General features: G+C 69.2%; 27 protein-coding genes. 11 read left to right on the top strand and 16 right to left on the bottom strand.

Annotation, left to right across the window (positions count from 1 at the left end):
• Positions 1-11 precede the first annotated feature (11 nt).
• Positions 12-845, top strand: coding sequence for a DMT family transporter (locus PGN14_RS01700; RefSeq protein ID WP_335297681.1), 834 nt, complete (start codon positions 12-14; stop codon positions 843-845).
• Between the two features lie 143 nt (positions 846-988).
• On the opposite strand, the gene PGN14_RS01705 is transcribed toward PGN14_RS01700, so the two are convergent.
• The 3 genes from PGN14_RS01705 to recQ are packed head-to-tail and all read right to left on the bottom strand — an operon-like array spanning position 989 to position 3,561.
• Positions 989-1,333, bottom strand: coding sequence for a hypothetical protein (locus PGN14_RS01705; RefSeq protein WP_335297682.1), 345 nt, complete (start codon positions 1,331-1,333; stop codon positions 989-991).
• On the bottom strand, positions 1,330-1,758 hold the full coding sequence (locus PGN14_RS01710) for a TIGR01244 family sulfur transferase (protein WP_335297683.1): 429 nt from the start codon (positions 1,756-1,758) through the stop codon (positions 1,330-1,332). The genes PGN14_RS01705 and PGN14_RS01710 overlap by 4 nt, the downstream gene beginning before the upstream one ends.
• A gap of 30 nt (positions 1,759-1,788) precedes the next feature.
• Positions 1,789-3,561 (bottom strand): DNA helicase RecQ, encoded by a 1,773-nt coding sequence (recQ, locus tag PGN14_RS01715; RefSeq protein ID WP_335297684.1) that lies wholly within the window; start codon positions 3,559-3,561, stop codon positions 1,789-1,791.
• Between the two features lie 71 nt (positions 3,562-3,632).
• Between recQ and PGN14_RS01720 the strand changes: the two genes are divergently transcribed.
• Positions 3,633-3,815: a hypothetical protein gene (locus tag PGN14_RS01720; RefSeq protein ID WP_335297685.1), complete on the top strand. Its 183-nt coding sequence runs from the start codon at positions 3,633-3,635 to the stop codon at positions 3,813-3,815.
• Positions 3,816-3,826: 11 nt separating this feature from the next.
• Complete coding sequence (locus PGN14_RS01725) at positions 3,827-4,090, top strand: GNAT family N-acetyltransferase (RefSeq protein ID WP_335297686.1); 264 nt, start codon at positions 3,827-3,829, stop codon at positions 4,088-4,090.
• A gap of 108 nt (positions 4,091-4,198) precedes the next feature.
• Here the strand turns inward: PGN14_RS01725 and PGN14_RS01730 are convergent, their stop codons facing one another.
• Positions 4,199-6,343 (bottom strand): M3 family metallopeptidase, encoded by a 2,145-nt coding sequence (locus tag PGN14_RS01730; RefSeq protein WP_335297687.1) that lies wholly within the window; start codon positions 6,341-6,343, stop codon positions 4,199-4,201.
• Positions 6,344-6,638: 295 nt separating this feature from the next.
• Positions 6,639-8,459, bottom strand: a complete 1,821-nt coding sequence (locus tag PGN14_RS01735) for an ABCB family ABC transporter ATP-binding protein/permease (RefSeq protein ID WP_335297688.1) — start codon at positions 8,457-8,459, stop codon at positions 6,639-6,641.
• A gap of 116 nt (positions 8,460-8,575) precedes the next feature.
• On the opposite strand from PGN14_RS01735, the gene PGN14_RS01740 reads away from it, so the two are divergent.
• Positions 8,576-8,812: a hypothetical protein gene (locus tag PGN14_RS01740; RefSeq protein WP_335297689.1), complete on the top strand. Its 237-nt coding sequence runs from the start codon at positions 8,576-8,578 to the stop codon at positions 8,810-8,812.
• On the opposite strand, the gene ubiG is transcribed toward PGN14_RS01740, so the two are convergent.
• Positions 8,793-9,539, bottom strand: coding sequence for a bifunctional 2-polyprenyl-6-hydroxyphenol methylase/3-demethylubiquinol 3-O-methyltransferase UbiG (gene ubiG / locus PGN14_RS01745; RefSeq protein ID WP_335297690.1), 747 nt, complete (start codon positions 9,537-9,539; stop codon positions 8,793-8,795). The genes PGN14_RS01740 and ubiG overlap by 20 nt on opposite strands.
• Before the next feature lie 52 nt (positions 9,540-9,591).
• On the opposite strand from ubiG, the gene PGN14_RS01750 reads away from it, so the two are divergent.
• A complete protein-coding gene (locus PGN14_RS01750) occupies positions 9,592-10,863 on the top strand; it encodes an aspartate kinase (protein ID WP_335297691.1) in 1,272 nt (423 codons plus the stop codon).
• Positions 10,864-10,992: 129 nt separating this feature from the next.
• Here the strand turns inward: PGN14_RS01750 and PGN14_RS01755 are convergent, their stop codons facing one another.
• The 4 genes from PGN14_RS01755 to PGN14_RS01770 form a co-directional block, all read right to left on the bottom strand.
• The gene (locus PGN14_RS01755) at positions 10,993-12,012 is read right to left on the bottom strand and encodes a glycosyltransferase family 2 protein (RefSeq protein WP_335297692.1); all 1,020 of its coding nucleotides are present in this window, start codon (positions 12,010-12,012) and stop codon (positions 10,993-10,995) included.
• A gap of 36 nt (positions 12,013-12,048) precedes the next feature.
• The gene (locus tag PGN14_RS01760; RefSeq protein ID WP_335297693.1) at positions 12,049-13,470 is read right to left on the bottom strand and encodes a M48 family metalloprotease; all 1,422 of its coding nucleotides are present in this window, start codon (positions 13,468-13,470) and stop codon (positions 12,049-12,051) included.
• 80 nt (positions 13,471-13,550) lie between these two features.
• A complete protein-coding gene (locus PGN14_RS01765) occupies positions 13,551-15,737 on the bottom strand; it encodes a RelA/SpoT family protein (RefSeq protein WP_335297694.1) in 2,187 nt (728 codons plus the stop codon).
• Positions 15,738-15,865: 128 nt separating this feature from the next.
• Positions 15,866-16,204: a CC_3452 family protein gene (locus tag PGN14_RS01770; protein ID WP_335297695.1), complete on the bottom strand. Its 339-nt coding sequence runs from the start codon at positions 16,202-16,204 to the stop codon at positions 15,866-15,868.
• A 223-nt stretch (positions 16,205-16,427) separates the two neighbouring features.
• Between PGN14_RS01770 and PGN14_RS01775 the strand changes: the two genes are divergently transcribed.
• Positions 16,428-16,844 carry a winged helix-turn-helix transcriptional regulator gene (locus PGN14_RS01775; protein ID WP_335298024.1) on the top strand — a complete coding sequence of 139 codons (417 nt, stop codon included), beginning with the start codon at positions 16,428-16,430 and terminating at the stop codon, positions 16,842-16,844.
• A gap of 266 nt (positions 16,845-17,110) precedes the next feature.
• Here PGN14_RS01775 and PGN14_RS01780 read toward each other — a convergent pair whose 3' ends face one another.
• The 5 genes from PGN14_RS01780 to rpmF form a co-directional block, all read right to left on the bottom strand.
• Complete coding sequence (locus tag PGN14_RS01780; protein ID WP_335297696.1) at positions 17,111-17,455, bottom strand: MerR family transcriptional regulator; 345 nt, start codon at positions 17,453-17,455, stop codon at positions 17,111-17,113.
• A complete protein-coding gene (locus tag PGN14_RS01785) occupies positions 17,452-17,751 on the bottom strand; it encodes an integration host factor subunit alpha (RefSeq protein ID WP_335297697.1) in 300 nt (99 codons plus the stop codon). The genes PGN14_RS01780 and PGN14_RS01785 overlap by 4 nt, the downstream gene beginning before the upstream one ends.
• A gap of 67 nt (positions 17,752-17,818) precedes the next feature.
• The gene (locus PGN14_RS01790) at positions 17,819-18,799 is read right to left on the bottom strand and encodes a beta-ketoacyl-ACP synthase III (protein ID WP_335297698.1); all 981 of its coding nucleotides are present in this window, start codon (positions 18,797-18,799) and stop codon (positions 17,819-17,821) included.
• Positions 18,796-19,833 carry a phosphate acyltransferase PlsX gene (plsX, locus tag PGN14_RS01795; protein WP_335297699.1) on the bottom strand — a complete coding sequence of 346 codons (1,038 nt, stop codon included), beginning with the start codon at positions 19,831-19,833 and terminating at the stop codon, positions 18,796-18,798. The genes PGN14_RS01790 and plsX overlap by 4 nt, the downstream gene beginning before the upstream one ends.
• A gap of 40 nt (positions 19,834-19,873) precedes the next feature.
• Positions 19,874-20,053 carry a 50S ribosomal protein L32 gene (rpmF, locus tag PGN14_RS01800; RefSeq protein WP_335297700.1) on the bottom strand — a complete coding sequence of 60 codons (180 nt, stop codon included), beginning with the start codon at positions 20,051-20,053 and terminating at the stop codon, positions 19,874-19,876.
• Positions 20,054-20,273: 220 nt separating this feature from the next.
• On the opposite strand from rpmF, the gene PGN14_RS01805 reads away from it, so the two are divergent.
• Entirely contained in the window at positions 20,274-20,711 is a 438-nt protein-coding gene (locus PGN14_RS01805; RefSeq protein ID WP_335297701.1) for an MAPEG family protein, read from the top strand.
• Between the two features lie 98 nt (positions 20,712-20,809).
• On the opposite strand, the gene PGN14_RS01810 is transcribed toward PGN14_RS01805, so the two are convergent.
• On the bottom strand, positions 20,810-21,481 hold the full coding sequence (locus PGN14_RS01810; protein ID WP_335297702.1) for an MBL fold metallo-hydrolase: 672 nt from the start codon (positions 21,479-21,481) through the stop codon (positions 20,810-20,812).
• Between the two features lie 141 nt (positions 21,482-21,622).
• Between PGN14_RS01810 and pabB the strand changes: the two genes are divergently transcribed.
• The 4 genes from pabB to msrA all read left to right on the top strand — a co-directional run bounded on the left by pabB (position 21,623) and on the right by msrA (position 25,774).
• Positions 21,623-23,383: an aminodeoxychorismate synthase component I gene (pabB, locus tag PGN14_RS01815; protein WP_335297703.1), complete on the top strand. Its 1,761-nt coding sequence runs from the start codon at positions 21,623-21,625 to the stop codon at positions 23,381-23,383.
• A gap of 51 nt (positions 23,384-23,434) precedes the next feature.
• On the top strand, positions 23,435-24,634 hold the full coding sequence (locus PGN14_RS01820; RefSeq protein ID WP_335297704.1) for a pyridoxal phosphate-dependent aminotransferase: 1,200 nt from the start codon (positions 23,435-23,437) through the stop codon (positions 24,632-24,634).
• Between the two features lie 204 nt (positions 24,635-24,838).
• A complete protein-coding gene (locus PGN14_RS01825; protein WP_335297705.1) occupies positions 24,839-24,982 on the top strand; it encodes a hypothetical protein in 144 nt (47 codons plus the stop codon).
• A gap of 147 nt (positions 24,983-25,129) precedes the next feature.
• Positions 25,130-25,774 carry a peptide-methionine (S)-S-oxide reductase MsrA gene (gene msrA / locus PGN14_RS01830; RefSeq protein ID WP_335297706.1) on the top strand — a complete coding sequence of 215 codons (645 nt, stop codon included), beginning with the start codon at positions 25,130-25,132 and terminating at the stop codon, positions 25,772-25,774.
• The last annotated feature ends 19 nt before the right edge of the window (positions 25,775-25,793 follow it).

Below are 25,793 nucleotides of genomic sequence, written 5' to 3' on the forward strand. Positions count from 1 at the left end.
ATACCCCGCCCATGCCCGCCTACCCCCTCGCCGCCGCGATGATGATCGCGTCCGGCTCGATCCATGCCGTCGTCAACGCGATCGTGAAGGGCGGGCGCGACAAGATGGCGGCGCGCGCCTTCACCGATGCGGCGAGTGCCGCGATCCTGCTGCCGGCCGTCTTCTTCGTCCCCGCGCCGCAGGGTGCGTGGGGCTGGCTGGCGGCGAGTGCGGTGGGACATGCGATCTATCTCTACGCGCTGATCCGCGCCTATCAGGTGGCGGACCTGACCGCGGCCTATCCGGTGCTGCGCGGCACCGCGCCGGTCGTCACCGCGGTCGCTACGATCGGCTGGCTGGGCGAACCCGCGACGGTGGCGCAGGTGGCAGGGATCGCGCTGATCGCGGGCGCGATGCTGGTGCTGGTGGTGGGGCGGCACATCGATCGCGTGGCGCTCGGCTGGTCGCTGCTCACGGGCGTGACGATCGCGATCTACACCGTCATCGACGCGCATGGCGTCCGCGCCGCACCGACGCCGGCCAGCTATATCGTCTGGCTGTTCGTGCTGATGGGGGCGGTGGTGCTGGCGATGTTCGGCGCGGCGTCGAAGGGCGCGATCTTCGCGCAGGTGCGCACCGGCTGGCGTCCCGGTGCGATCGCGGGCGCGCTGTCGATCGTCACCTACGGCCTCGCGCTCGCCGCCTTCGCGCTCGGCCCCACCGCACCGCTCGCCGCGCTGCGCGAGACGGGGATGGTCACCGCGCTGCTGATCGGGGTGCTCGCGCTGGGCGAGCGGGTGACCGGGCGGCGCGTGCTGGCGGTGCTGGGGATATTGGCGGGCGCGGGGTTGATCGTCGCGCGCTGAGCATCGCCCTCACCCTTCCCATCGCCTTTCGGCGATGGGCCCCTTCCCTCTCCCAATGGGAGAGGGAGGGAGGCGCGCAGGGGTCCCATGAAAGTATTACTTTCATGGGTGCCCCGCAGCGCCGGAAGGGTGAGGGTGAGCCGCTACGCCGCCATCGCCTGCCCCAGCCGCCGCACGTCCAGTGCGGTGACGCCCACCAGCGTCACGTCGCCCAGCCGGCGATCGCCCGTTTCCACGACGATGCCGTCGATCGTCTGGCGCAGCATCGGCCAGGTCACCTCGCGTCCGCTGACGCGCGCGCCGCGCACGCGCACCACCGCCACGCGGCGATCCGCGGTCACCGCCAGCGCCGCACGCCCGTCCTCGCCGGTGACGGCGTCGATCGCGGGGAAATCGGGCAGCGCCACGCCGATCGCATCCAGTGCCTCGTCCAGCGTGCGCATCATCCGGTCGGTGCCGCCGAATCCCAGCAGTCCCACCAGCATCATGCCTGTTGCGACACCGCGTCCATCAGCGGGCGCAGCCCGGCGATGTCATAGCCCGCGCCCGCCGCCTTCGCGGTCAGTTCGTCCTGGTCGACGCCCAGCCCCGCACCCGCCAGCGCCCACAGGTTGCACGACCGCGTGCCGGAGCGGCAATAAGCCAGCACCGGGCCGCCCGCAGCGTCCAGCGCGCCGATCATCGCCTGCACCTGCGCCAAGCTGAACCCGGCGTGCGTCACCGGGATCGCGGTATAGGCGAGCCCGGCGGCCTGTGCCGCGGCGCGGATCTCGTCCCCGCTCGGCTGGCCCGCCTCCTCGCCATCGGGGCGGTTGTTGACGATCGCGACATAGCCCGCCGCGGCGATCGCGGGAACGTCCTCGGGGCGGATCTGCGGCGCGACCGCGATGGTATCGTCGATGATGCGAAGCATGGGGGCGACCCTAGCGCGCGCGAATCGACATTACGAGTGGTCCGCGATCACTTTCAGGAACGCCGCGCCATAGGCATCCAGCTTGCGCTGCCCGATGCCCGAGATCCGCCCCAATGCGCTGGCCGAGGTCGGCCGCAGCGCCGCCATCTCGCGCAGCGCCGAATCGTGGAAGATGACATATGGGGGTACACCGGCTTCCTTCGCCAGATCGCGGCGGCAGGCGCGCAGCGCCTCGAACAGCGGATCGTCGATCGGGTTCGCGCCCGCGCCCGCTGCCCCCTTGCGCCGCCGCTCGCGTTTGGGCGGCTCGACCAGCGGCATCGTCGCCTCGCCCTTGAGCAGCGCGCGCGCGGCGGGGCCGAACTCCAGCCCGCCGTGCGGATTGGTGCGCAGCGCATCCTTCAGCAGCAGCGCGCGCCCGACCGGCTTCAGCAGCCGCAGCTCCTCGCCATCGACGATGTTCCACACCGACAATTGCTCGTGCCCGTTCATCAGGCTGCGCTCGGTCGACTGGCCGGTCAGCACCTGCTCGATATAGCCCGCGCCGAACATCTGCCCGGTGCGGAACACCGCGGACAGATATTTGCGCGCCACCTGCGTCGCGTCGATCGCGGCAGGGGGATCGAGGCAATTGTCGCAATTGCCGCAGGTTTCGGGCGGATGCTCGCCGAAATGCCGCAACAGGATCGCGCGGCGACACCCCGCGGTCTCCACCAATGCGCTGAGCGCGGTCAGCCGCTGGCGCTCGCCCGGCTGGCGCGCGGGCTCCACCTCGCCGATGCGCTGGCGCGCGCGCGCGAAATCGTCCGCGCCCCAGAACAGATGCGCCACCGCCGGGTCGCCGTCGCGTCCGGCGCGCCCGGTCTCCTGATAATAGGCCTCGATCGACTTGGGCAGCCCGGCATGCGCCACGAAACGGACGTCGGGCTTGTCGATCCCCATCCCGAACGCCACCGTGGCGCAGATCACCATATCCTCGGACGCGACGAAATCGGCCTGGTTCCTTGCGCGCACGCCGGCGTCCAGCCCGGCGTGATAGGCGCGCACCGGGCGCCCGGTGCTGCGCGCCAGCGTCTCCGCCATCTTCTCGGTCCCCGCGCGCGAGGGGACATAGACGATCCCCGGCCCCGGGGTGCGCGCGATCAGGTCCGCGATCTGGCGCGTCGTATTGTCGCGCGGGCGGATCGTGTAGCGGATGTTGGGGCGGTCGAATCCCGCGACGATCATCCCCTCGGCAGGGATGCCGAGCTGCTCCAGCACGTCGCGCCGCGTATGTTCGTCCGCGGTCGCGGTCAGCGCGAGGCGGGGAACGTCCGGAAAGGCGTCCAGCAGCGGGCGCAGCAGGCGATAGTCGGGGCGGAAATCGTGCCCCCATTCGCTGACGCAATGCGCCTCGTCGATCGCGAACAAGGCGACGCGCCCGCGCTCCAGCAGGTCGCGGAAATCGGCGGTCGAGGCACGCTCGGGCGCGATGTAGAGCAGGTCCAGCGCGCCATCCAGGAAGCGCCCGCGCGTCTCCGCCTTGTTCTCGTCCACGCTGGTCAGCGTCGCGGCGCGCAGGCCGACCGCGGTCGCCGCGCGCAGCTGGTCGTGCATCAGCGCGATCAGCGGGCTGACCACCACGCAGGTGCCGTCCAGCATCGCCGAGGGCAATTGATAGCATAGCGACTTGCCCGCGCCGGTGGGCATCACCGCCAGCGTGCGCTGCCCCGCCAGCACGCGCGTGACGACATCCTCCTGCACGCCGCGGAAGGCAGGAAAGCCGAAGATGCGATGGAGCGTGTCGACGGGGTCAGCGACCATTGCCGGTCATCTAGGACGTGCCTCGCGAGGTGGCAACGGAACGCGGGACATGTTTCGGGCGTAGAACGGCGATGATCCCCGTACCCCGCCGCAACCTGGCGCTCTTCACCTTCGGCGCGGCCGCGCTCCTGTCCGGCTGCGGGCGCGAGGAAGAGACCGACCGGACCGGCACCAACACCACCGCCCCGCACCAGACCTCGCCCGTGGCGAAGGGCGTCGACGCGCCGCCGGCCGCCGACCCGGTGGCGTCGTGAGCGTGGAGCGCGTGCGCGACAACCGCTCCGAACAGGAGTTCGTGCTGGAGGTGAGCGGCCATCGCGCGGTCGCGGCCTATCAGCTGGAGGGCGAACGGATCGTCTTCACCCATACCGTCGTCCCGCCCGAGATCGAGGGGCGCGGCGTGGGCAGCCGCCTGATCCGCGGCGCGCTGGACGCCGCGAGCGACCGCGGGCTGAAGGTGGTGCCGCAATGCCCGTTCGTGCGGGCGTATATCGACAAGCATCCGGAGACGCGCGACCTGCTGGCGTAGAAGTCACCCTCACCCTTCCGGCGCTTCGCGCCTCCCTCCCTCTCCCGCCGGGAGAGGGAAGGGGCCCGCCGGCAAAGCCGGTGGGAAGGGTGAGGGCGACGTTGGAGGTTACCCCCCGATCCGCGACCCGTCCGCGTTCAACCCCAGATCGTTGAGCAGCGGCGCCACCTCCGGATCCTTGCCGTAGAAGGCGCGGAACATCGGCGCATAATCCTCGGTATGCCCCTTCGACAGGATCATGTCGCGGAAGCGCTGGCCGTTTGCGCGGGTCAGCCCGCCGTTCTGCTCGAACCAGGAATAGGCGTTGGCATCCAGCATCTTGGTCCATTGATACGCATAATAGCCGGCCGAATAGCCATTACCCCAGATGTGGAGGAAATAGCTGGAGCGATAGCGCGGCGGGACGTCCGCCACGTCCAGCCCCGATGCCGCCAGCGCCTTCGCCTCGAACGCATCGGCATCCTGCGGCGCGCCGCCCGCGGGCAGCGAATGCCACGCCATGTCGAGCTGCGACGCGGCCAGCGCCTCGCCGAACGAATAGCCGGTGTTGAACGTCGCGGCGCGCTTGATCTTCTCAACCAGTGCCGCCGGGATCGGCTGTCCGCTGCGATAGTCGACCGCATAATGCGCCAGCACCTTGGGATCGAGCGCCCAATGTTCGTTGAACTGCGACGGGAATTCGACGAAGTCGCGCGCGGTGTTGGTGCCCGACACGCTGGGATAGGTCTGGTTCGCAAACAGCCCGTGCAGCGCATGGCCGAATTCGTGGAACATCGTCGTCACGTCGTCGAACGTGATCAGCGCGGGCTGGCCCGCCGCCGGCTTGGTGAAGTTGCCGACATTGTAGATCACCGGCTTCGTCCCCAGCAGCGCCGACTGGTTGACGAAGTTGGACATCCACGCGCCGCCGTTCTTGTTGTCGCGCTTCCAGTAATCGAAGTACATCAACCCCAGCGGACGGCCGTTCTCCTCGAACACCTCATAGACCATGACATCGGGCTGCCACACCGGCAGGTCGGTACGCTTCTTGAAGGTGATGCCGTATAGCTGGGTCGCGGCATAGAAGACGCCGTCGGTCAGCACCTTGTCGATCTGGAAATACGGCTTCAGCTCGTCCTGGTTGAGGTCGTAGCGCGCCTTGCGCAGCTTCTCCGAATAGAAATCCCAGTCCCACGGCTTGAGCGCGAAGGTGCCGCCCGCCGCCTTGACCTGCTCCTGCAACTCGGCCGCCTCGCGCTTCTGCTCGACGGCGACCGCGCTTGCGATCTGGCGCAGGAAGCCCTGCGCGGTCTGCGGCGTCTTCGCCATCTGGTCGGCCAGCTTGTAATCGGCCCAGCTGGCGAAACCGAGCAGCTTCGCCTTCTGCGCGCGCAGCGCGGCGATCTGCGACAGCGTGGTGCGCGTGTCGTTGGCATCGCCCTTCGTGGCGCGGGTCCAGCTCGCCTCGAACAAGGCCTGGCGCGTCGCGCGATCGGTCAGCTGCGCCAGCGCGGGCTGCTGCGTCGTGTTCTGGAGCGACAGGACATATTGGCCCGGCAGCCCGCGCGCGGTCGCATCGGCCGCCGCCGCCGCGATCTCCGCGTCGGACAGCCCGGCCAGCTTCGCCTTGTCGTCGACCACCAGCGCGCCCGCCTTCGCCGCGGCGAGCAGGCGCTGCTTGAAGTTCGTCTCCAGCGTCGACAGCGTGCCGTTGACCTCGCGCAGCGCCTGCTGGTCGGTCGCCGGCAGCTGCGCCCCGGCGCGCACCATCTTGTCGTAGGTGAGCGTCAGCACCATCGCCTGCTCCGGGGTCAGCCCCAGCGAAGCCTGGCGATCATGGAGCGACTTCACCCGCGCGAACAGCTTCGCATCCTGGTTGATCGCATCGCGATGCGCGGACTGGAGCGGGGCGAGCTGCGCCTCGGTCTTCTGGAGCACCGGATTGGTGTTGGCCCCGTTGACGCCCTCGAAGGCGTTGCTGGCACGCTCCAGCAACTGGCCGGAGCGCTCCAGCGCGGCGATCGTATTGTCGAACGTCGGCGCGGCGCGATCGGCGGCGATCCGCGCCACCTCGGCACGCTGCTCCGCCATCCCCGCCTTGATCGCGGGCAGATAGTCGGTGTCCTTGATCCGGTCGAACGGCGGCGCCTCATAGGGCAGCGTGCTCGCGCTGGCGAAGGGATTGCTGGCCGGCAGCGGCACCTGACGGACCTGGGCAACGGCGGTGGTGGTCATCAGCGCCACGGACAAGGTAGCGGCAAACAGCGAACGCATTGAAACTCCTCGAAAACGCGAGTGCGGCGTTGTGCACTTGCCGGGAGGATGGGGCAAGCGGGCTGTCGTATCGCTGAATATGTTCACGCGAAGACGCTAAGCCGCGAAGAAGAAGGAAGAGGGGTTCGCGCAGAGGCGCAGAGACGCGGAGATGTCCCGCACGGAGCGATCGCGCCGGGAGACAATGAGCGAGACTTGTTGCTGCCGCGGACCAGTCGCCAAGGGCACGACACCTCCGCGTCTCCGCGTCTCTGCGCGAACAAACCCTACTTCTTCGCGTCTTCGCGCGAACAACCTAAGCCGCGACCTCCTCCACCCCCGCCGCGCGTTCGGCCGCCTGCCGCGTCCACATTTCCGCGTACAGTCCACCCGCCGCCAGCAGCGCCGCATGGGTGCCGCGTTCCACCACGCGACCGGCGTCGAGCACCACGATCTGGTCCGCATGGACGATCGTCGACAGCCGGTGCGCGATCACGATCGTGGTGCGGCCGCGCTCGATCGCTTGGAGCGTCTCCATGATCTCGCCCTCGGTGCGGCTGTCGAGCGCGCTGGTCGCCTCGTCCAGGATCAGGATCGGCGGATCCTTCAGCAAGGTGCGCGCGATCGCGACGCGCTGCTTCTCGCCGCCCGACAGCTTCAGCCCGCGCTCGCCGACGCGGGTGGCATAGCCGTCCGCCTGCCGCTCGATGAACCCCGCGATCGCGGCACCGCGCGCCGCGCGTTCGATCGCATCCTGATCCGCGCCCTCGCGGCCATAAGCGATATTGTAGCCGATCGTGTCGTTGAACAGCACCGTATCCTGCGGCACGATCCCGATCGCGGCGCGCAAGCTGTCCTGCGTCACCCCCGCGATATCCTGTCCGTCGATCGTGATCCGCCCCTCGTTCACGTCGTAGAAGCGGTACATCAGTCGCGCGAGCGTCGACTTGCCCGCCCCGGACGGCCCCACCACCGCCAGCGTCGACCCCGCGGGCACGTCGAGGTCGACGCCCTTCAGGATCGGCGCGCCCGCGTCATAGCCGAAATGCACCCGCTCGAACCGCACATGGCCGTTGCGGATCGCCAGCGGCGCGGCATCGGGCGCGTCCACCACCTCCGACGGCGTGTCGATCAGGTCGAACATCGCGCCCATGTCGATCACGCCCTGCCGGATCGTGCGATAGACCATCCCCAGCAGGTCGAGCGGGCGGAACAGCTGCGACAGCAGGGTCGACACCAGCACCACATTGCCCGCGGTGAACCGCCCCTGGCTCCACCCCCAGGCGACCCAGGCCATCCCTGCGCCCAGCATCAGGTTGGTGATCGCCGCCTGCCCGATGTTGAGCCACGCCAGGCTGTTCTCGCTCTTCACCGCCGCATGGGCATAGGCGCGCATCGCCGCGTCGTAGCGCTTCGCCTCGCGTCCTTCCGCCCCGAAATACTTCACCGTCTCGAAATTCAGCAGCGAATCGACCGCATGCGCCACCGCCCCGGTGTCGAGGTCGTTCATCCGCTCGCGCAAGCTCGCCCGCCAGTCGGTGACGATGCGGGTAAACCAGATATAGACGACCACCATCACCACCGTGGCGGCGACCAGCGGCCAGCCGAACTTCACCTGGAAGATACCGAGCACCAGCGCCAGTTCCAGCACCGTCGGCGCGATGTTGAAGAGGAGGAAGTACAGCATCGTGTCGATGCTCTTGGTGCCGCGTTCCACCACCTTCGTCACCGCGCCCGTGCGCCGTTCCAGATGGAAGCGCAGCGACAGCTGGTGGAGATGTCGGAAGACGCGCGCCGCCAGCCGCCGCGTCGCCTCCTGCCCCACCCGCTCGAACACCGTGTTGCGCAGATTGTCGAACAAGGTGCTGCCGAACCGCGCCGCGGCATAGCCGACCACCAGCAGCACGATCAGCGACACCGGCGTCGCCGGCACCGTCATCCCGTCGACCGCGCCCTGCAACGCGAAGGGCGCGCCATAGACCTGCACCAGCTTCGACGCGACGACCAGCGCCATCGCGCCGACCACGCGCACCTTCATCCCCGGCGCGTCGGACGGCCACAGATCGGGGAGGAAGCGCCGCAACGTCGGCAGCAGCGGGCGTTCGGTGGTGACGGAGGTCGGGGAAAGCGGGGGCATGAACGCGCGATGTCGTGCGCGGCGGCGGCGGCGTCAACCTCGCCGCCGGCCGGACGGAACGCCCCGCGCCGGCATGCGTTTTTCGAGCAACGTTTTCACGGCCATAGGAGGTGAAGATGGAGCCCGTCTTCTTCGTGATGGCGATCATGGGATGCGCCGACGGCGCATCGGGTTGCACCCAGGCCCGTGTCGAGCCGGCGCACTACGCCACGATCCAGCAATGCCAGGCCGCGATGCCAGCGGCGCTGACGCGCCACACCGATATCGACTATCCCGTCGTGACCGCGGCGTGCCAGCGCACCGGGTTGCAGATGGCCAACCGCGGCGACGCCGTCACGCGCGCCGCGCGGTGAGGAAATAGTCGAGCGCGGTCGACGCCCCCAGCGCGAACCCGGCGGTGCCCAGCGTCAGGCCGGTGACGTCGGTCACCTCCAGCCCGGCGTCGCGCACCATCCCGCCGAGTTCGTCGGGCGTCAGAAAGCGGTGCCAGTCGTGCGTGCCGCGCGGGATCCGTCCGGTCCGTTCTGCGCCCTCCACCAGCGCGATGCGCGACAGCCATGTGCGGTTGGGCGTGCTCATCACCAGCACGCCGCCGGGCGCGACCGCCGCCGCCAGCGCCGTGACGAAGGCGCGCGGATCGGCGACATGCTCGACCACCTCCATCGAGGTGACGAGGTCGAACGCCTCGCCCACCACCGCCTCCACGCCACCGGTGCGGTAATCGATCGCCAGCCCGCCGGCCACGGCATGGTCGCGCGCGACCGCGACACTCTCCGGCGCGGCGTCGACCGCGATCACCTCCGCCCCGAGCCGCGCCAGCGGCTCCGCCAGCAGCCCCGCTCCGCACCCCATGTCGAGCGCGCGTCGCCCCGCCAGCGGGGTGAAGGAGCGATCGTCGAGATCCCAATGCCGGTCGATCGCGCCGCGCAGATAGCGCAGCCGCACCGGGTTGAGCCGGTGGAGCATCGCCGACGATCCCTTCGGATCCCACCAGTCCTGCGCCAGCCTGCCGAAGTGCGCGGCCTCTTCCGCGACGATCGAGGCATGAATGGTCTCGGTTGTTACGCTTGCGTCGGTCATGCGCGCTTCCTATCAGGGCGCCCCCTCCACCCCAAGGCGTTTGGACAGATCTGTGGCGCGCATCGTCATGAAATTCGGCGGCACCTCGATGGCCGGGATCGAGCGTATCCGCTCCGTCGCCGCCCGGGTGAAGCGCGAGGCCGACGCCGGCAATCAGGTGGCGGTGGTCGTCTCCGCGATGGCGGGCGAGACCGACCGCCTCGTCGGCTTCTGCCGCGAGGCGTCGCCGCTGTACGATCCGCGCGAATATGACGTCGTCGTCGCGGCGGGCGAGCAGATCACCAGCGGGCTGCTCGCGATCGCGCTTCAGGCGATCGGGGTCGAGGCGCGGTCGTGGCTCGGCTGGCAATTGCCGATCCACACCGACGATGCCTTTGCCAAGGCGCGCATCGGCACGATCGACACCGATACGCTGATCGCCAGCATGGCGGCAGGCGCGGTAGCGGTGATCCCCGGCTTTCAGGGGATGAACGCCGATCGCCGCATCACCACGCTGGGGCGCGGCGGGTCGGACACGTCGGCGGTGGCGGTGGCGGCGGCGCTGAAGGCGGACCGCTGCGACATCTACACCGATGTCGACGGCGTCTATACCACCGACCCCCGCATCGTGCCGCGCGCGCGCAAGCTGGTGAAGGTGACCTATGAGGAGATGCTGGAACTGGCGAGCGTGGGGGCCAAGGTGCTCCAGACGCGCTCGGTCGGGCTGGCGATGAAGGAAAAGGTCCGCGTCCAGGTGCTGTCGTCGTTCACGGGCGAGGACGCTCCGATGGCCGACACATTGCCCGGCACGATGATCGTCGGCGAAGAGGAGATTTCGGAAGTGGAACGCCAGCTCATCACCGGCATCGCGCACGACAAGAACGAGGCGAAGATCACGCTGACCGCGGTGCCCGACACGCCTGGCTCGGTCGCGGCGATCTTCGAACCGCTGGCGGCGGCGAACATCAACGTCGACATGATCATCCAGAATATCGCGCACCGCAGCAGCGGCTCCACCAGCGCGACCGACGTGACCTTCACCGTGCCCGCGGCCGACCTGCCGCGCTCGATCGAGGCGCTCAACCAGGCGCGCGAGGCGATCGGCTTCGGCGAGCTGGTCCACGACACCCGCGTCGCGAAGATCAGCGTCGTCGGCGTCGGCATGCGCAGCCATGCGGGCGTCGCCAGCACGATGTTCACCACGCTGGGCGCGCGCGGGATCAACATCCAGGCGATCTCCACCAGCGAGATCAAGGTCAGCGTGCTGATCCACGAGGACGAGACGGAGCTTGCGGTCCGCGTCCTCCACACCGCCTATGGGCTGGACGCCGAAGAGGCGGCGTAACCTTCTTGAGCCCTCTCCCCTGCGGGGAGAGGGTTTGGGTGAGGGGCCGAGGTCTCACCGAGAGCGCTTTCTCTGCGAGGCACCTTCCCCTCACCCAACCCTCTCCCCGGAAGGGAGAGGGCTAAATCCTCACTCCGCCAGCGCGGCGCTCGCGACCTGATCGTCGGGGATGCGTGTCGCCTCCGCCTGGAACCCCAGCGTGGCGCGACCGTGCGCGGTGCCGGCGATGTCGGCGACCAGATACAGCGGCCGCCGCTTCGACTCGATGTACAGCCGCCCCAAATATTCGCCGATCATCCCCAGCACGAACATCTGGATCGCCGACAGCACCACCACGACCAGCATCGTCGAGGTCCAGCCCTGCACCCGCGCGCCGCTGAAATAGCCATAGGCGATGTAGAACAGCAGCAGCACCGAACAGCCCGCCAGCATCACCGACAGATGGCTCGCCCAGCGCAGCGGCGCGGTGGAGAAGCCGGTGACCGCGTCGAGCGCGAGGCGCACCATCTTGCCCAGCGGGTAGTTGGTCTCGCCCGCGTGGCGCTCCGCGCGGTCATAGGGGAACGGCACCTGCCGGAAGCCGACCCAGGCCACCATCCCGCGGATGAAGCGCGCCTGTTCCGGCAACGACAGCAGCGCATCTAGCGCCCGCCGGGTCATCAGCCGGAAGTCCCCGGTATCGAGCGGAATCGGCGTGTCGGTGACGCGATCGAGCACGCGATAGAAAGCGGCGGCGGTCGCTTTCTTGAACAATGTCTCGCCCTCGCGCTTGCGGCGCACGGCATAGACGACGTCGGCCTGCTCGCGCGACATCGTCGCGCGCATCTCCGCCACCAGCTCGGGCGGATCCTGCAGATCGGCGTCGATGATCAGGATCTGCTCGCCCGCGCACAGGTCGAGCCCGGCGGTCAGCGCGAGCTGGTGCCCGTGGTTGCGCGACAGGTTGACCGCGACGACGCGCGGGTCGGCCGCGGCCAGCATCTGCATCACGCGCCAGCTGTCGTCGCGCGATCCGTCGTTGACCAGCACGATCTCGTGATCGTCCCCCACGACGCCGCGCGCCGCGGCGGCGACGCGCGCGTGGAGCAGCGGCAGCGTCGCTTCCTCGTTGTAGCAGGGGATGACGACCGAGAGCGCGGGACGTGGCATGGTGCCGCCGCGCTGTAACGACCTGTCGGCCCGCTGTCAGCCCGTGGTCACGACCTTTACCAACGTGCCCGCGCGCAACGGCGCATCGGGGTCCAGCCCGTTGAGCGTCATGAAGCGTTCGCGCTGGAGCGTGGGATAGGCCATCTGGCGCGCGAACGTGTCGATCGTGTCGCCCTGCTTCACGGTCAGGATGCGGAGGCGCTTGCCGGTGACCGCATTGGCCTGCGCCGGGGTCAGCACCGCGACGCTCTCCACCAGCGGCGCCAGCGCGCCCATTCCGCTGCCCGCGGGCGTCACGATCGTGAACCAGTTGGTCGCGGACGGAAAGCGATAGGCGACGATGGTCGCATCCACCGCGCGGCCATTGGCCGACGCGCGGATCGTGGAGGCGGCATAGGGCACGCCATTGGCGGTGCCGTTGCGCACCTCGCCGCCCGCATTCGCGCCCAGCTGGCGGAAGCGCGTCGCGATGAACCCGGCCAGATCGTCGGTCGCCGCCGCGGTCTTCATCTGCGCCTGCCCGCCACTGCCCGCGATCGTCACCGCCTCCGCGCCATTGGCGATCGTATAGCCCGGCGGCGCGGTGAAGCGCAGCCGCAGTCCCGGATGGCGGAACGTCTGCCCCTCGATCACGCCCTCTTTCGGATCGTCGTCGTAGCGCAGCCCGTCGAGTCGCCGCAGGAAGGCGGTGTCCTGCGCCGGCATCGTCTCCGGCTTTCCGGTCGCCTCCGCCAGCTTGGCGGCGCGGCGCACGCGGTCGAGGCTGTTGGGATGGGTGGAGGCCCAGGTCGGCAGCGCATTGGCATCGCGCCCCGCCGCGCGCGCCTGCAACGTCGTCGCGGCGTTCAGCTGCGCCAGCATGTCGGCGGCGGCATAGGGATCGTAGCCCGCGGCGGTGATATATCTCACCCCCAAGGCATCGGCGGCATATTCCTGATCGCGCCCGTATTTCAGCGTGTAGAGCCCCGCCGCCTGCTGCGCGCCCGCGCCCACCAGCTGCCCGACCGCACCGTTGCCCGCGACCGCGCCGACGATTCCCGCCAGCACGCCGCCGATCGAGGCGGTGCGGTTGCGCCCCGCGGAGTGGCGCGCGGCGACATGCCCGACCTCATGCCCCATCACCGACGCCAGCTCCGCCTCGCTGTTCATCAGCGCCAGCAGCTGACGCGTGACGTAGATATAGCCGCCGGGGATCGCGAAGGCGTTCTCCACCGGCGAGTTGAGCAAGGCGACGGTGAAGTCGCCCTGCGCGTTCGACAGGCCGGACTGGACCGCGACGCGCTTGCCGACCTGTTCGACATAGGCCGCCTGCGGCCCGTCATAGGCGCCGCCGAATTCGGCCAGCAGCTGCGGATTGGCCTTCGCCCCCTGTGCCTTGTCGGACGCGGAGATCGACTGCGCCGCGGCCGGCATGGCAAGCGTCGCGAGCGCGGTGGCGGCGAGCAGATGGCGTAACATAGGTGAGTCCTCCCGTTCCCGCGTTCAATGCGGACAGGGCCGCCCCGGTTGCATGGTCCCCGGATGCATGGCGGGGCGCCTCAGATCCGCTCCGCCGCATTGACCGCGTCGGCCGCGCGCAATGCGGCGAGCAGCCGCATCAACTGGTGCGCGTCGTGCACCTCCAGGTCGATCATGTTGGTGTGGAATTGCGCGTCGCGGTTATCCAGCCGCAGGTTGATGATGTTCGCCTTGTGCTGGCCGATGACGGTCGCCAGCATCCCCAGCGCGCCGGGTTCGTTGCGGACCTCGACCGAGATGCGCGCCACCGCACCCTCGGTCTTGTCGCCCCATTGCACGTCGATCCAGTCGGTTTCCTCGTCCGACCGTTCGGCGAGGTCCGACAGCACGCGGCAATCGATCGCATGCACCTCGATTGAGGCATCGGGGCGGCGCAGCCCGACGATGCGGTCGCCCGGCACCGGGTGACAGCATGCCGCCAGTTCATAGGCGACGCCGGGCGCCAGCCCCTGGATCGAGATCGCGCTCGATTGCGGCGGGGCATGCGCCAGATCGGCGCCGGCGGACCCGGGCATCAGCGCTTCCATCACCTGTCCGTCGGTCAGCGTGCGGCGCGCGATCGCCTGCATCAGCGCCGCCTCGTCGGGCAGCTTCAGCCGCTTGAGCGCCTCGTCCAGCGCGTTCGCCGCCAGCGTCGCGGGCAGGCGGGTGACGATATCGTCGTACAGCTTGCGCCCCAGCGCCACCGTCTGGACGCGATCCTCGTTGCGCAAATGGCGGCGGATCGCGGCCAGCGCCTTGGCGGTGATCGCCAGGTTCAGCCACGACGGCTGCGGCACCTGCGCCTTGGAGCGCAGCACCTGCACCTGATCGCCATTCTCCAGCACCGTCGACAGCGGCACGACGCGTCCGTTGACCTTCGCGCCCACCGCCTGATCGCCCAGATCGGTGTGGACCGCATAGGCGAAGTCGATCGGGGTCGCGCCCTTGGGCAGCTGGATCAGTTCGCCCTTGGGAGTGAAGGCGAAGATGCGATCCTGGTACATCGCGATCTTCGTATGCTCCAGCAGCTCCTCGGGCGTCGCCGCGGTGTCGAGGATCTCGACCAGATCGGCGATCCAGCCGTGCTGCGCATCGGGGCGCAGCCGCGTGTTGCCGGGCGTGTCGCGCCCGCTGGTGGCCGCGGACTTTTCCGCCCGGTCGGCGCGATCGGGCAGGTCGGCGGCCACCGCCTGCTTGTAGGCCCAGTGCGCCGCCAGCCCGAATTCCGCCTCGGCATGCATCTCCGGCGTGCGGATCTGGATCTCGATGCGGCGATTCTCGGCATGGATCACGCTGGTGTGGAGCGAGCGATAGCCGTTGCGCTTCGGGGTGGAGATATAATCCTTGAACCGGCCCGGCACCATCGGCCAGCGCCGGTGGATGATGCCCAGCGCGCGATAGCAATCCGCCTCGGTCGGCACGATCGCGCGGAACGCCATGATGTCGGACAATTGCTCGAAGCTGATGTGGCGCTCCTGCATCTTGCGCCAGATCGAATAGGGATGCTTCTCGCGCCCCGACACCTGCGCGTCGATCTCCCCGCGCGACAGCAGCAGCTTCAGCCCCGACCCGATCTTCGCGATGCGGTCGCCGCCCGATCCTTCCTTCAGCTGCTCCAGCCGCCGCGTGATCGATTCATACGCCTCGGGTTCGAGCTGCTGGAAGGCGAGCGTCTGCATCTCCTTCATGAACTCGTACATGCCGATCCGCTCGGCGAGCGGGGCGTAGATATCCATCGTCTCGCGCGCGATGCGGCGGCGCTTCTCCGGCTTGGGAATGTGATGAAGCGTGCGCATGTTGTGCAGCCGGTCGGCCAGCTTCACCAGCAGCACGCGGATATCGCCCGACATCGCCAGCAGGAACTTGCGCAGGTTTTCCGCCGCGCGCTCGTTCTCGGTCTGCGCCTCGATCTTGGAGAGCTTGGTCACGCCATCGACCAGCCGCGCGACATTGGCGCCGAAGATGCGCTCGATCTCCTCCGGCGTGGCGACCGTATCCTCGACCGTGTCGTGCAGGATCGCGGTGGCGATCGTCTCGTCGTCGAGGTGCAACTCGGTCAGGATGCCCGCCACCTCGATCGGGTGGCTGAAATAGGGATCGCCGCTGGCGCGCTTCTGCGTCCCGTGCGCATTGACCGAGAAGACGTAGGCGCGGTTGAGCATCGCCTCGTCGGCGTCCGGGTCGTAGTCGAGTACCCGGTCGACCAGTTCATACTGTCTCAGCACGGCCACAAGATGCTTCGATCAGGCGTTGCATTGCAACAAGCGGGACGCAAAAAATTGGCCCCCGCCGCGGGAGTTGCGGCGAGGGCCAGATGATCCCGTCAGAGGGAGCGGGAAGCTGGATGACGGCCTTAGTTCTGGGCCATCGTCGGCGCGGCGATGCCGGCCTTGGCGTTGCAGGTGTCGAGCTGCGCCGCGTCGAAGGTCTTGCCCCCGGCCGAGAACGCCGACAGCCCGCCGACGTCGCGCGCCAGCAGCTGGCACAGGATGGTGTCGCGCTCCGCGGCGCGGGCGGCGACGAACGCGCCGTCCTTCAGCTGCCACGCGGTCGAGCGGGTGATCAGGCGCGCCTTGGCCGGCTGCGCGACGGGGGTGGCGACATAATAAGCGTTGGTCGGCTGCGCCTGGACGCCCGCGGCGGCCAGCGTGGCGGCGGAAGCGACGATCGCGGTAATGACGGCACGGAACATCGGACGATTCCCTGTTAGGTTGCTGATCGCTACCTAGATGTTGCGGATGCGAGTTGCAAGAGGAAACTCGCAGTTGCGAGTAGCCGATTGAAACCTATTTCTTACAATTCGGCTCCAGCCGTGCAAATAGGTTGACGCCGATCTCCGTCGGCAGGAGACATGGTCCGTGGGAAACGTGCGTGAAGATCTGGCCGAGTGCAGCCTGCCGGCGGCGCTGGAATCGATGGGCGAACGCTGGGCGTTCCTGATCCTGCGCGCCGCGTTCAACGGCCTGCATCATTTCGAGGAATTCCAGCAGGAGCTGGGCATCGCGCGCAACATCCTGGCCAACCGGCTGGCGCGCTTCGTCGAACATGGCATCATGGAGCGCTCGTCGGTGCCGGAGGACCGGCGCAAGATCGTCTATGAGCTGACCGACAAGGGCTTCGCGCTGCTGCCGACGATGGTCGCGTTGCGGCAATGGGGCGAGCGATGGGAGACCGGCTGCCCCGCCTTCCCGATCCTGGTCGACGTGCGCGACGGCCGCCCGATCCGCGAGGTATCGGTGTTGAGCCATGACGGCCGCGTGCTGGGCAAGGGCGACCTGCACTGGGCGCTGCCCGCCGACGTCGACGCCCCGGAGGCGCGTGCCGCCGAGTGACCGTGTTGGAACAGGCCGGCGGTGCGGGACGTCGATCGCCGTCTTGAGGGGTAGAGCGGCGTCCAAAGTCATTCGACGTCCGGGGGTCGTGCAGCCGAAACCGCCTCGCCTTTGATCGATACCTACTCCCTCGCCGTCACCCCGGACTTGATCCGGGGTCCCGCTTACTGGTCGACGTCGCAGAAGAAGCGGGACCCCGGATCAAGTCCGGGGTGACGGCGGTGTGCCGACGACGGCGAACGGCCACTCACCTGTGGCGCGATGCGCTACCCCGCATCCTCCGCCAGTGCGCGCGCCAGCAGGTCGCGCACGTCGCGCAGGTCCGGTGCCGCCACGGCAACGGCGGCGCCGCGCCGCTCGGCGGCGAGCAGCTGCTGCACGCCCTTCAGCGTATAGCCGTCGTGGCGCAGCAGCCGGTCGATCCGCTCGATCAGCGCGACATCGGCGGGGCGGTAATAGCGGCGATTGCCGGCGCGCGTGACGGGGCGCAGCTGCGGGAAGCGGCTTTCCCAATAACGCAGGACATGCGCGGCGACCCCGGTCGCGCTGGCGACCTCGCCGATGGTGCGGAAGGCGGCGGCGGATTTGGCGTCCGACGCCACGCCCGTCATCCGCCGTGGTTGATGCGGTCGCGCATCATCTGGCTGGCACGGAAGGTCAGCACACGGCGCGGCGCGATCGGCACCTCGACTCCGGTCTTCGGATTGCGGCCGACGCGCTCTCCCTTGTCGCGCAGCACGAAGGTGCCGAAGCCCGAGATCTTGACGTTCTCGCCCTGGGCCAGCGCGTGGCACATCTTTTCCAGCATCTGCTCCACCAGCCGCGCCGAGTCGGCGCGCGAGAGACCCACGTTGCGGTGCAGCGATTCCGCCAGATCTGCGCGGGTGAGCGTGCCTGCGTCCGTCATAACCGTCCTCTACTCCCAAGAAACACCGGTCGCCGATGGGCCGGAACGATCGCCATGCTGATCGACATCAGACGCGAAGTACAGCGGCACCCCAGGTAAAACCACCGCCCATCGCCTCCAGCACGACGATCTGTCCTGCGACGATACGTCCGTCGCGCACCGCCTGGTCCAGCGCCAGCGGCACCGAGGCGGCGGAGGTATTGGCATGCTGGTCGACCGTCATCACCACCTTCTCCGCGGGCAGCGACAGCTTGCGCGCAGTGGCGTCCAGGATGCGGGCGTTGGCCTGATGGGGCACGACCCAGTCGACCGCATCGGTGGGCAGGCCCGCGGCGGCCAGCGCCTCCTCCATCACCGCGGCGAGGTTCACGACCGCGTGGCGGAACACCTCGCGCCCCTTCATGCGCAGCTTGCCGACGGTGCCGGTGGTCGACGGACCGCCATCGACGTAGAGCAGTTCGTTGTGGCGCCCGTCGGCGTGGAGCCGCGTCGCCAGGATGCCGCGCGCGGCGGCATCGGTCGCGTCGTCGGCGGTGTCGCGCGCCTCCAGCACGATCGCGCCCGCACCGTCGCCGAACAGGACGCAGGTGGTGCGATCCTCCCAGTCGAGGATGCGGCTGAACGTCTCCGCGCCGATCACCAGCGCGCGGCGCTGCACGCCCGAACGCAGCATCGCATCGGCGACCTGTACCGCATAGAGGAAGCCGGAGCAGACCGCGGCGACGTCGAACGCGACGCAATCGTCGACGCCCAGCATCGCCTGCACCTTGGTCGCGGTCGCGGGGAAGGTGTTGTCCGGCGTCGCGGTCGCCAGCACGATCAGGTCGATGTCCTGCGCAGCGAGGCCCGCTGCCGCCAGCGCGGCCAGCGCGGCGTCGCGCGCCAGCGTCGCGGTCGTCTCGCCCTCGCCCGCGATATGGCGGAAGCGGATGCCGGTACGCTCGACGATCCATTCGTCGGTGGTGTCGACCTGCTCCGCCAGTTCGGCGTTGGAGACGCGCCGCACCGGCAGCGCGGAGCCGGTGCCGGTCAGGACCGAACGGATCATGCCGCCGCCTTCGCTTCGAAATTGCCGAGGTCGGTGGCGATTCGCCGGGCGAGATCCGCCTTCACCATCTTGGCCGCATTGCCGATGGCGGTGGCGATGCCGAGTTCGTTGGCGCCGCCATGGCTCTTCACCACCAGCCCGTTAAGGCCCAGGAAGACCGCGCCATTGTGGTTGTTGGGATCGAGGTGATCGCGCAGCAGCTCGGTCGCGGGGCGCGAGATCAGGAAGCCCAGCTTCGACCGCACCGAGCTGCGGAAGGCGCGCTTGAGCAGGTCGGCGACGAATCGCGCGGTGCCTTCGGCGGTCTTGAGCGCGATATTGCCGGAAAAGCCGTCGCACACGATCACGTCATGCTCGCCGCGCGACAGCCGGTCGCCCTCGACGAAGCCGGTGAAGGTCATCGGCAGATGCGGCGCGGCGCGCAGCATCTGTGCGGCGTCGCGAATCTCGTCGGTGCCCTTCTGCTCCTCGCTGCCGATGTTCAGCAGCGCGACGCGCGGCGGCGCGGACAGATCCAGCGTGGTGCGCGCATAGGCCGCGCCCATCACCGCGAACTGCACCAGGTTGCGCGCATCGCATTCGGTGTTGGCGCCCAGATCGAGCACCACCACATCGTTGTCGCCCAGCGTCGGCAGCAAAGCGGCGAGCGCGGGGCGGTCGATGCCGGGCATGGTGCGCAGCGACAGCTTGGCCATCGCCATCAGTGCGCCGGTATTGCCCGCGGATACCGCGGCGCCGGCGCGCCCCTGCTTCACGCAGTCGATCGCGATGCCCATCGACGTCGTCTTCGCACGGCGGATCGCCTGGCTGGGCTTCGCATCGCCCGCGATCACGTCGGGCGCGTGGACGATCTCCGAATGCTGCGACAGATTGGGGTGATTCGCGAGACCGGCGCGAATCGCCGCCTCATCCCCCACCAGCAGGAACGTCATGTCGGGATCGCGGCGACGCGCACGCGCCACCCCGGCCAGCATGACCGCCAGCCCCTCGTCGCCGCCCATCGCATCGATGGCGATCCGGGACATGTCGGACATAGCTGGCAAACGCTCCTGAAAAGCCGGTGCTACCTGCGAATCAGGCTTCGACCGAGACGACCTCGCGGCCGTTATAATGGCCGCAGGCGGTGCACAGATTGTGCGGACGCTTCAGCTCGCCGCAGTTCGGGCATTCCTGGAACGCCTCGACCGACAGCGCGTCGTGCGCGCGGCGCATGCCACGGCGGGAGGGGGAAGTCTTTCGCTTGGGGACGGCCATCGCGGCACCTTGATCTGTCTAGTGTTCGAAACAACGATGCGCCGCTGCACGCGCCCATGCGACCCGCCGCATCGGCCGGCCGCGGCAGGCAGCCGGGCAACGGCTCGCATCGCGAAGTGACGCGCCTATAGCGAAATCGGCGTCGGTTGCAACCCGTGCACGCCGATGGCACGATGACGCGGCCGTAACGACCGGCGACGACAAAAGGGGGAGGGGCACGATGCTGTTGCCGATCACGCTGACCATCGCGGCGGCGTGCGCCGCGATCAACCTGTGGCTGGCGCTGCGCGTCGTGCCCGGCCGGGTCCGCGGCAAGGTGCTGCTGGGCGACGGCGGCAGCGAGGCGTTGCTCGCGGTACAGCGCGCGCACGCCAATTTCACCGAATATGCGCCGTTCGTGCTGATCCTGCTGGCGCTGATCGAGCTGGCGGGCGGATCGCCGACCTGGCTGTGGGTGGCGGGCGTCGCCTTCGTGCTGGCGCGCGTCGCGCACGGGCTGGGGATGACGCGCCCCGCCCCCAACCCGCTGCGTGCGGGCGGCGCGCTGCTGACCTGGGTGGTACTGGCGCTGCTCGCGGGCTGGGCGCTGGCGGTGGCCTATGGCGCGGAACGGGCGCCGCGGGCGATCGAACTGGCGCCGGTGGTGTCCGCGGGGTAATTCCCGTCACCCCGGACTTGATCCGGGGTCCCGCTTCCTTGCCAACGTCGCAGAAGAAGCGGGACCCCGGGTCAAGCCCGGGGTGACGAAACGACGGGTCAGGCCGACATCGCGTCGTCGCTGACGAACATGTTCCACTGCCGCTCGTGCGCGAAGGTGCTGGGCTTGCCGTGGCCGGGGATGAAGGCAGTGTCGCTGCCCAGCGGCCACAGCTTCGTCACGATCGATTCGAGCAATTGCTTGTGGTTGCCCTGCGGCAGGTCGGTCCGCCCGACCGAGCCCTGGAACAGCACGTCGCCGACCTGCGCAAACTTCGACGGCGCGTGGTGGAAGATCACATGCCCAGCGGTGTGCCCGGGCGTGTGATAGACGTCGAGCGTCAGCTCGCCGACCGTCACCGTATCGCCGTCGACCAGCCAGCGGTCCGGCTCGAACGGCACGCCGGTGATCCCCCATTGCCGGCCGTCGTCCGCCAGCCGCGCCAGCCAGAAGCGATCGTCCTCGTGCGGCCCCTCGACCGGCACGCCCAGCTCGTCCGCCAGCGGCTTCGCCGCGCCGGCATGGTCGATATGGCCGTGGGTCAGCAGCACTTTCTCCACCGTGATGCCGGCCTGCGCGATCGCGGCCTTGATCCGCGGCAGGTCGCCACCGGGATCGATCACCGCGCCGCGCATTGTGCGCGTGCACCAGATCAACGTGCAATTCTGTTCGATCGGCGTCACCGGCACGATCATGGCCTGCAGCGGATGGTCGGTGGTCGCGTCGGTCATGGATCGTCCTCGATGGCTGGCAAGACAGGGGCTGGCAACAGGGGCTGGCAAAACAGGGGCGTAACCAGTCGATTACCACGAACCATATTGTAGGCAACGACGCTTGCCCGCGCCGTGGCCGCACGGCATCACCGATGGTGCATGCTGACGACACCTCCCTTCGTCCTGCTCGACGATGCCCGCGCCGGTGGCGCCCCCGCACGCCTCTACATCCGGCCGCAGCGGGTCCTGACCGCGTGGCGGGTGGAGGAGGTCGCCGGGGTGCTGGATGCGGTCCGCGCGTCGCGGCTCGATGCCGCGGGCTATCTTGCCTATGAGGCCGCCGCCGCGTTCGAGCCGGCGGCCCCGACACCGGCCGACCCGGCCACCGCGCGCACCCCGCTCGCCTGGTTCGGGCTGTTCGACGGCTGGCAGGAGGTGGCGGACGTGTCCGCGCTGCTGCCCGACCCGGCGGGGGCATGGATCGGCGAGCCGGTGCCCGAGGTCGCGGCGGAGGATTATCGCGCGATGTTCGACGCGGTGCAGGCGCTGATCGCCGCGGGCGACCTGTACCAGCTGAACCTGACGCTGCGCGCGCACGCCCCGGTCGCGGGCGATCCGCTCGCGCTCTACGCGCAGCTGCGCCCGCATGCCGCCGCCGGCTGGGGCGCGATCGTGGCGACGGGGGCGCAGACGTTGCTGTCCTTCTCGCCCGAGCTGTTCGTCGCGCTGGACGGCGACCGGCTGACCTGCCGCCCGATGAAGGGCACCGCGCGCCGCCTGCCCGATGCGGTCGCCGACCGCGCCGCCGCCGAATCGCTCGCGGGCGATCCCAAGCAACGCGCCGAAAACCTGATGATCGTCGACCTGATGCGCAACGACCTGGCGCGCGTCGCGGTCCCCGGCAGCGTCGCGGTGCCCGCGCTGTTCGCGGTCGAACATTATCCCACCGTCCACCAGATGACCTCCACCGTCACCGCGACGCTGGCGCCCGGGTGCGACGCGGTCGACGTCCTCGCCGCGCTGTTCCCGTGCGGGTCGATCACGGGCGCGCCCAAGGTGCGCGCGATGCAGGCGATCGCGCAGATCGAGCGCGGCAGCCCGCGCGGCGCCTATACCGGCGCGATCGGCCGCATCGACCGCACCGGCGACGCGATGTTCAACGTCGCGATCCGCACGCTCCAGCTGACCGGCGACCCGGCTGGGGGACGCGCCACGATCGGGCTGGGCGGCGGCATCGTCGCCGATTCGCGCGCCGCGGCGGAATGGGACGAGGCGCTGGCCAAGGCCGCGTTCGTTACCCGCGGCACGCCCGCCTTCGACCTGATCGAGACGATGGCGTTCGACCCGGTCGAGGGCATCGTGCTGGTCGAGCGCCACCTGGAACGGATGAAGCGCAGCGCGCTGGCGCTGGGGTTCGCGTTCGATCGCCACGGCGCGCGCAACGAATTGCAGGCCGCGACCTTCCGCCTGCGGCATGCGTCGCGCGTGCGGCTGGTGCTGGCGCGCTCGGGCGCGGTCGCGATCGAGGTGTCGCCCGCCCCGCCGCCGGCCACGCGCCCGCTGCGCGTCGCGCTGATGCCGCTGCCGGTGCCGGCGGGCGACCTGCGGCTGCGCCACAAGACCAGCGACCGCGCCTTCTACGACACGGCGCGGCGCGCATCGGGCGCGGACGAGGTCGTCTTCGTCGATGCCGAGGGACAGGTGACCGAGGGCAGCTACACCAGCGTCTTCGTGCCGCAGGGCGCCCGCCTCGTCACCCCGCGCGGCGTCGCGGCGCTGCCCGGTGTGCTGCGCGCGGAATTGCTGGCGACCGCGCGCGCGTTGGAAGGAACGGTCGCGCCGCGCGACCTGAACGACGGATTCTTGCTGGGAAATGCGCTGCGCGGACTGATGCCGGCAGTCCTGACGGTTGCACAATGAGGGCGTCCGTCGCATAGGCGCGCGCGTTTACCCTCATCAAGGCGCCCGTCCATGAAGCCCTCCGCCGCGCTCGACCGCATCAATCCCTCCCCCACGCTGGCGATCACCACGCGCGTGATGGAGCTGAAGCGGGCCGGCGTCGACGTGATCGGGCTGGGCGCGGGCGAGCCGGACTTCGACACGCCCGACTTCGTCAAGGAAGCCGCGATCCAGGCGATCCGCGACGGCAAGACGAAATATACCAACGTCGACGGCACGCCCGAGCTGAAGGAGGCGATCGTCGCCAAGTTCCGGCGTGACAACAACCTGACCTACACACCCCAGCAGGTCAGCGTGAACGTCGGCGGCAAGCACACGCTATTCAACGCGCTGGTCGCCTCGCTGGATGCGGGCGACGAGGTGATCGTGCCCGCGCCGTACTGGGTCAGCTACCCCGACGTGGTGCAGTTCGCCGGCGCGACGCCGGTGATCGTGCCGGCGGGCGCGGAGTTCGGCTACAAGCTGACCCCGGCGATGCTGGAGGCGGCGATCACGCCGCGGACCAAATGGCTGATCCTCAACTCGCCCTCCAACCCGACGGGCGCCGCCTATACGGTCGACGAGCTGCGCGCGCTGGGCGAGGTGCTGGAGCGGCACCCGCACGTCTGGATCTTCGCCGACGATATGTACGAGCATATCGTCTATGACGACTTCCGCTTCGCGACGATCGCGGAGGTGTGCCCGTCGCTCTACGAACGCACGCTGACGGTCAACGGCTGTTCCAAGGCCTATGCGATGACCGGGTGGCGGATCGGCTTCGCGGCCGGTGCGCCGTGGCTGATCAAGGCGATGGCGAAGCTGCAATCGCAGTCGACCAGCAACCCCTGCTCGATCGCGCAGGCCGCCGCGGTCGCCGCGCTCAACGGCGACCAGTCGTTCCTGAAGGAGCGCGCCGCCGCCTTCCAGACGCGCCGCGATCTGGTGGTGCGGATGCTGAACGACGCCGCCGGGATCGACTGCCCGATGCCGGAGGGCGCCTTCTACGTCTATCCCAGCGTCGCGGGCGTGATCGGCAAAACGACGCCGGGCGGCAAGCGGATCGAAACCGATAGCGACTTCGTCGGCTATCTGCTCGACGATGCGAAGGTCGCCGCGGTGCAGGGCGTCGCCTTCGGCCTGTCGCCCGCGATGCGGATCAGCTACGCGACCTCGGAAGCGGTGCTGACCGAGGCGTGCCGCCGCATCCAGACGGCGTGCGCCGCGCTGTCATAAGGTAGCGATCCGGAAACGATCCCTTTCGGACATCGACGTTTTCCGGCGACGTGGCGGCTTCTATATCGCTGCCAGATGAACGGCGGTGCCATCACCGGTTCAGCCGACATGGATTAGGCACGTTCCTGCGATTGGCCCCGGCGGGGCGGATCGTTCGGAATCGATCACGCCACGCAGATGGCCGCCAGGAAGAAAGACGACACGATGACCCGCCTGTTCAAATCCCGCTTCGCCTGGCAGTTCGCCGGTGGGTTCCTGCTGGGGGCGATGGGGATGGTCGCGGTCCATGCCGCGCAGCCGGAGATGCCGGCGAATCCCTATGCCGCCAGCGCGGCGGTGGTGCGCTGATCGTTCGATCGATCGCCCTCACCCTTCCGGCGCGTTCCGCGCCTCCTTCCCTCTCCCGCCGGGAGAGGGAAGGGGCCCATCGGCAAAGCCGATGGGAAGGGTGAGGGCGATGCTGGAAAGCAGGTCGTGCCTCCCCATATCGGCGTCATGACCCACCGCCACCTCGCCCTCCTCCCGCTCCTGCTGTCCGCCTGCGGCCCGGCCGCGGCGGAGCGCGCCCTCCCCCTTCCCGCAGCGACGCAGGACGTCCCCGCCGCCGGTACGCGCGCCACCGCGGTGTTCGCGGGCGGGTGCTTCTGGGGGATGGAGGCGGTGTTCCGGCAGGTGAAGGGCGTCACCGGCGTCACGTCCGGCTATGCCGGCGGCACGCGCGCCACCGCCAGCTACGATGCGGTCAGCAGCGAGACGACGCGCCATGCCGAGGCGGTGCGAATCAGCTACGATCCGAGAGCGGTCAGCTATGCCACGCTGCTGCGCGTCTATTTCGCGATCGCGCACGATCCGACGCAGGTGAACCGGCAGGGTCCGGACACCGGCACCAGCTATCGCTCGGCGATCTTTCCGCAATCGCCGCAACAGCGCGCCGTCGCGGCGGCCTATATCGCACAGCTGACGCGTGCGCATGCGTTCGCCAAGCCAATCGCGACGACGCTGGAGGAGGGCGCCTTCTTCCCCGCGGAGGCCTATCATCAGGACTTCTACCGCCGGAACCCGACGCACCCCTATATCGTGCGCTGGGACAAGCCGAAGGTCGCCGCGTTCCGCGCGGGCTTCCCGCAGCTGGCGCGGTGACGCCCTCGTCGTCACCCCG

It is taken from the genome of Sphingomonas adhaesiva (assembly GCF_036946305.1).
GTDB lineage: Bacteria > Pseudomonadota > Alphaproteobacteria > Sphingomonadales > Sphingomonadaceae > Sphingomonas > Sphingomonas adhaesiva_B.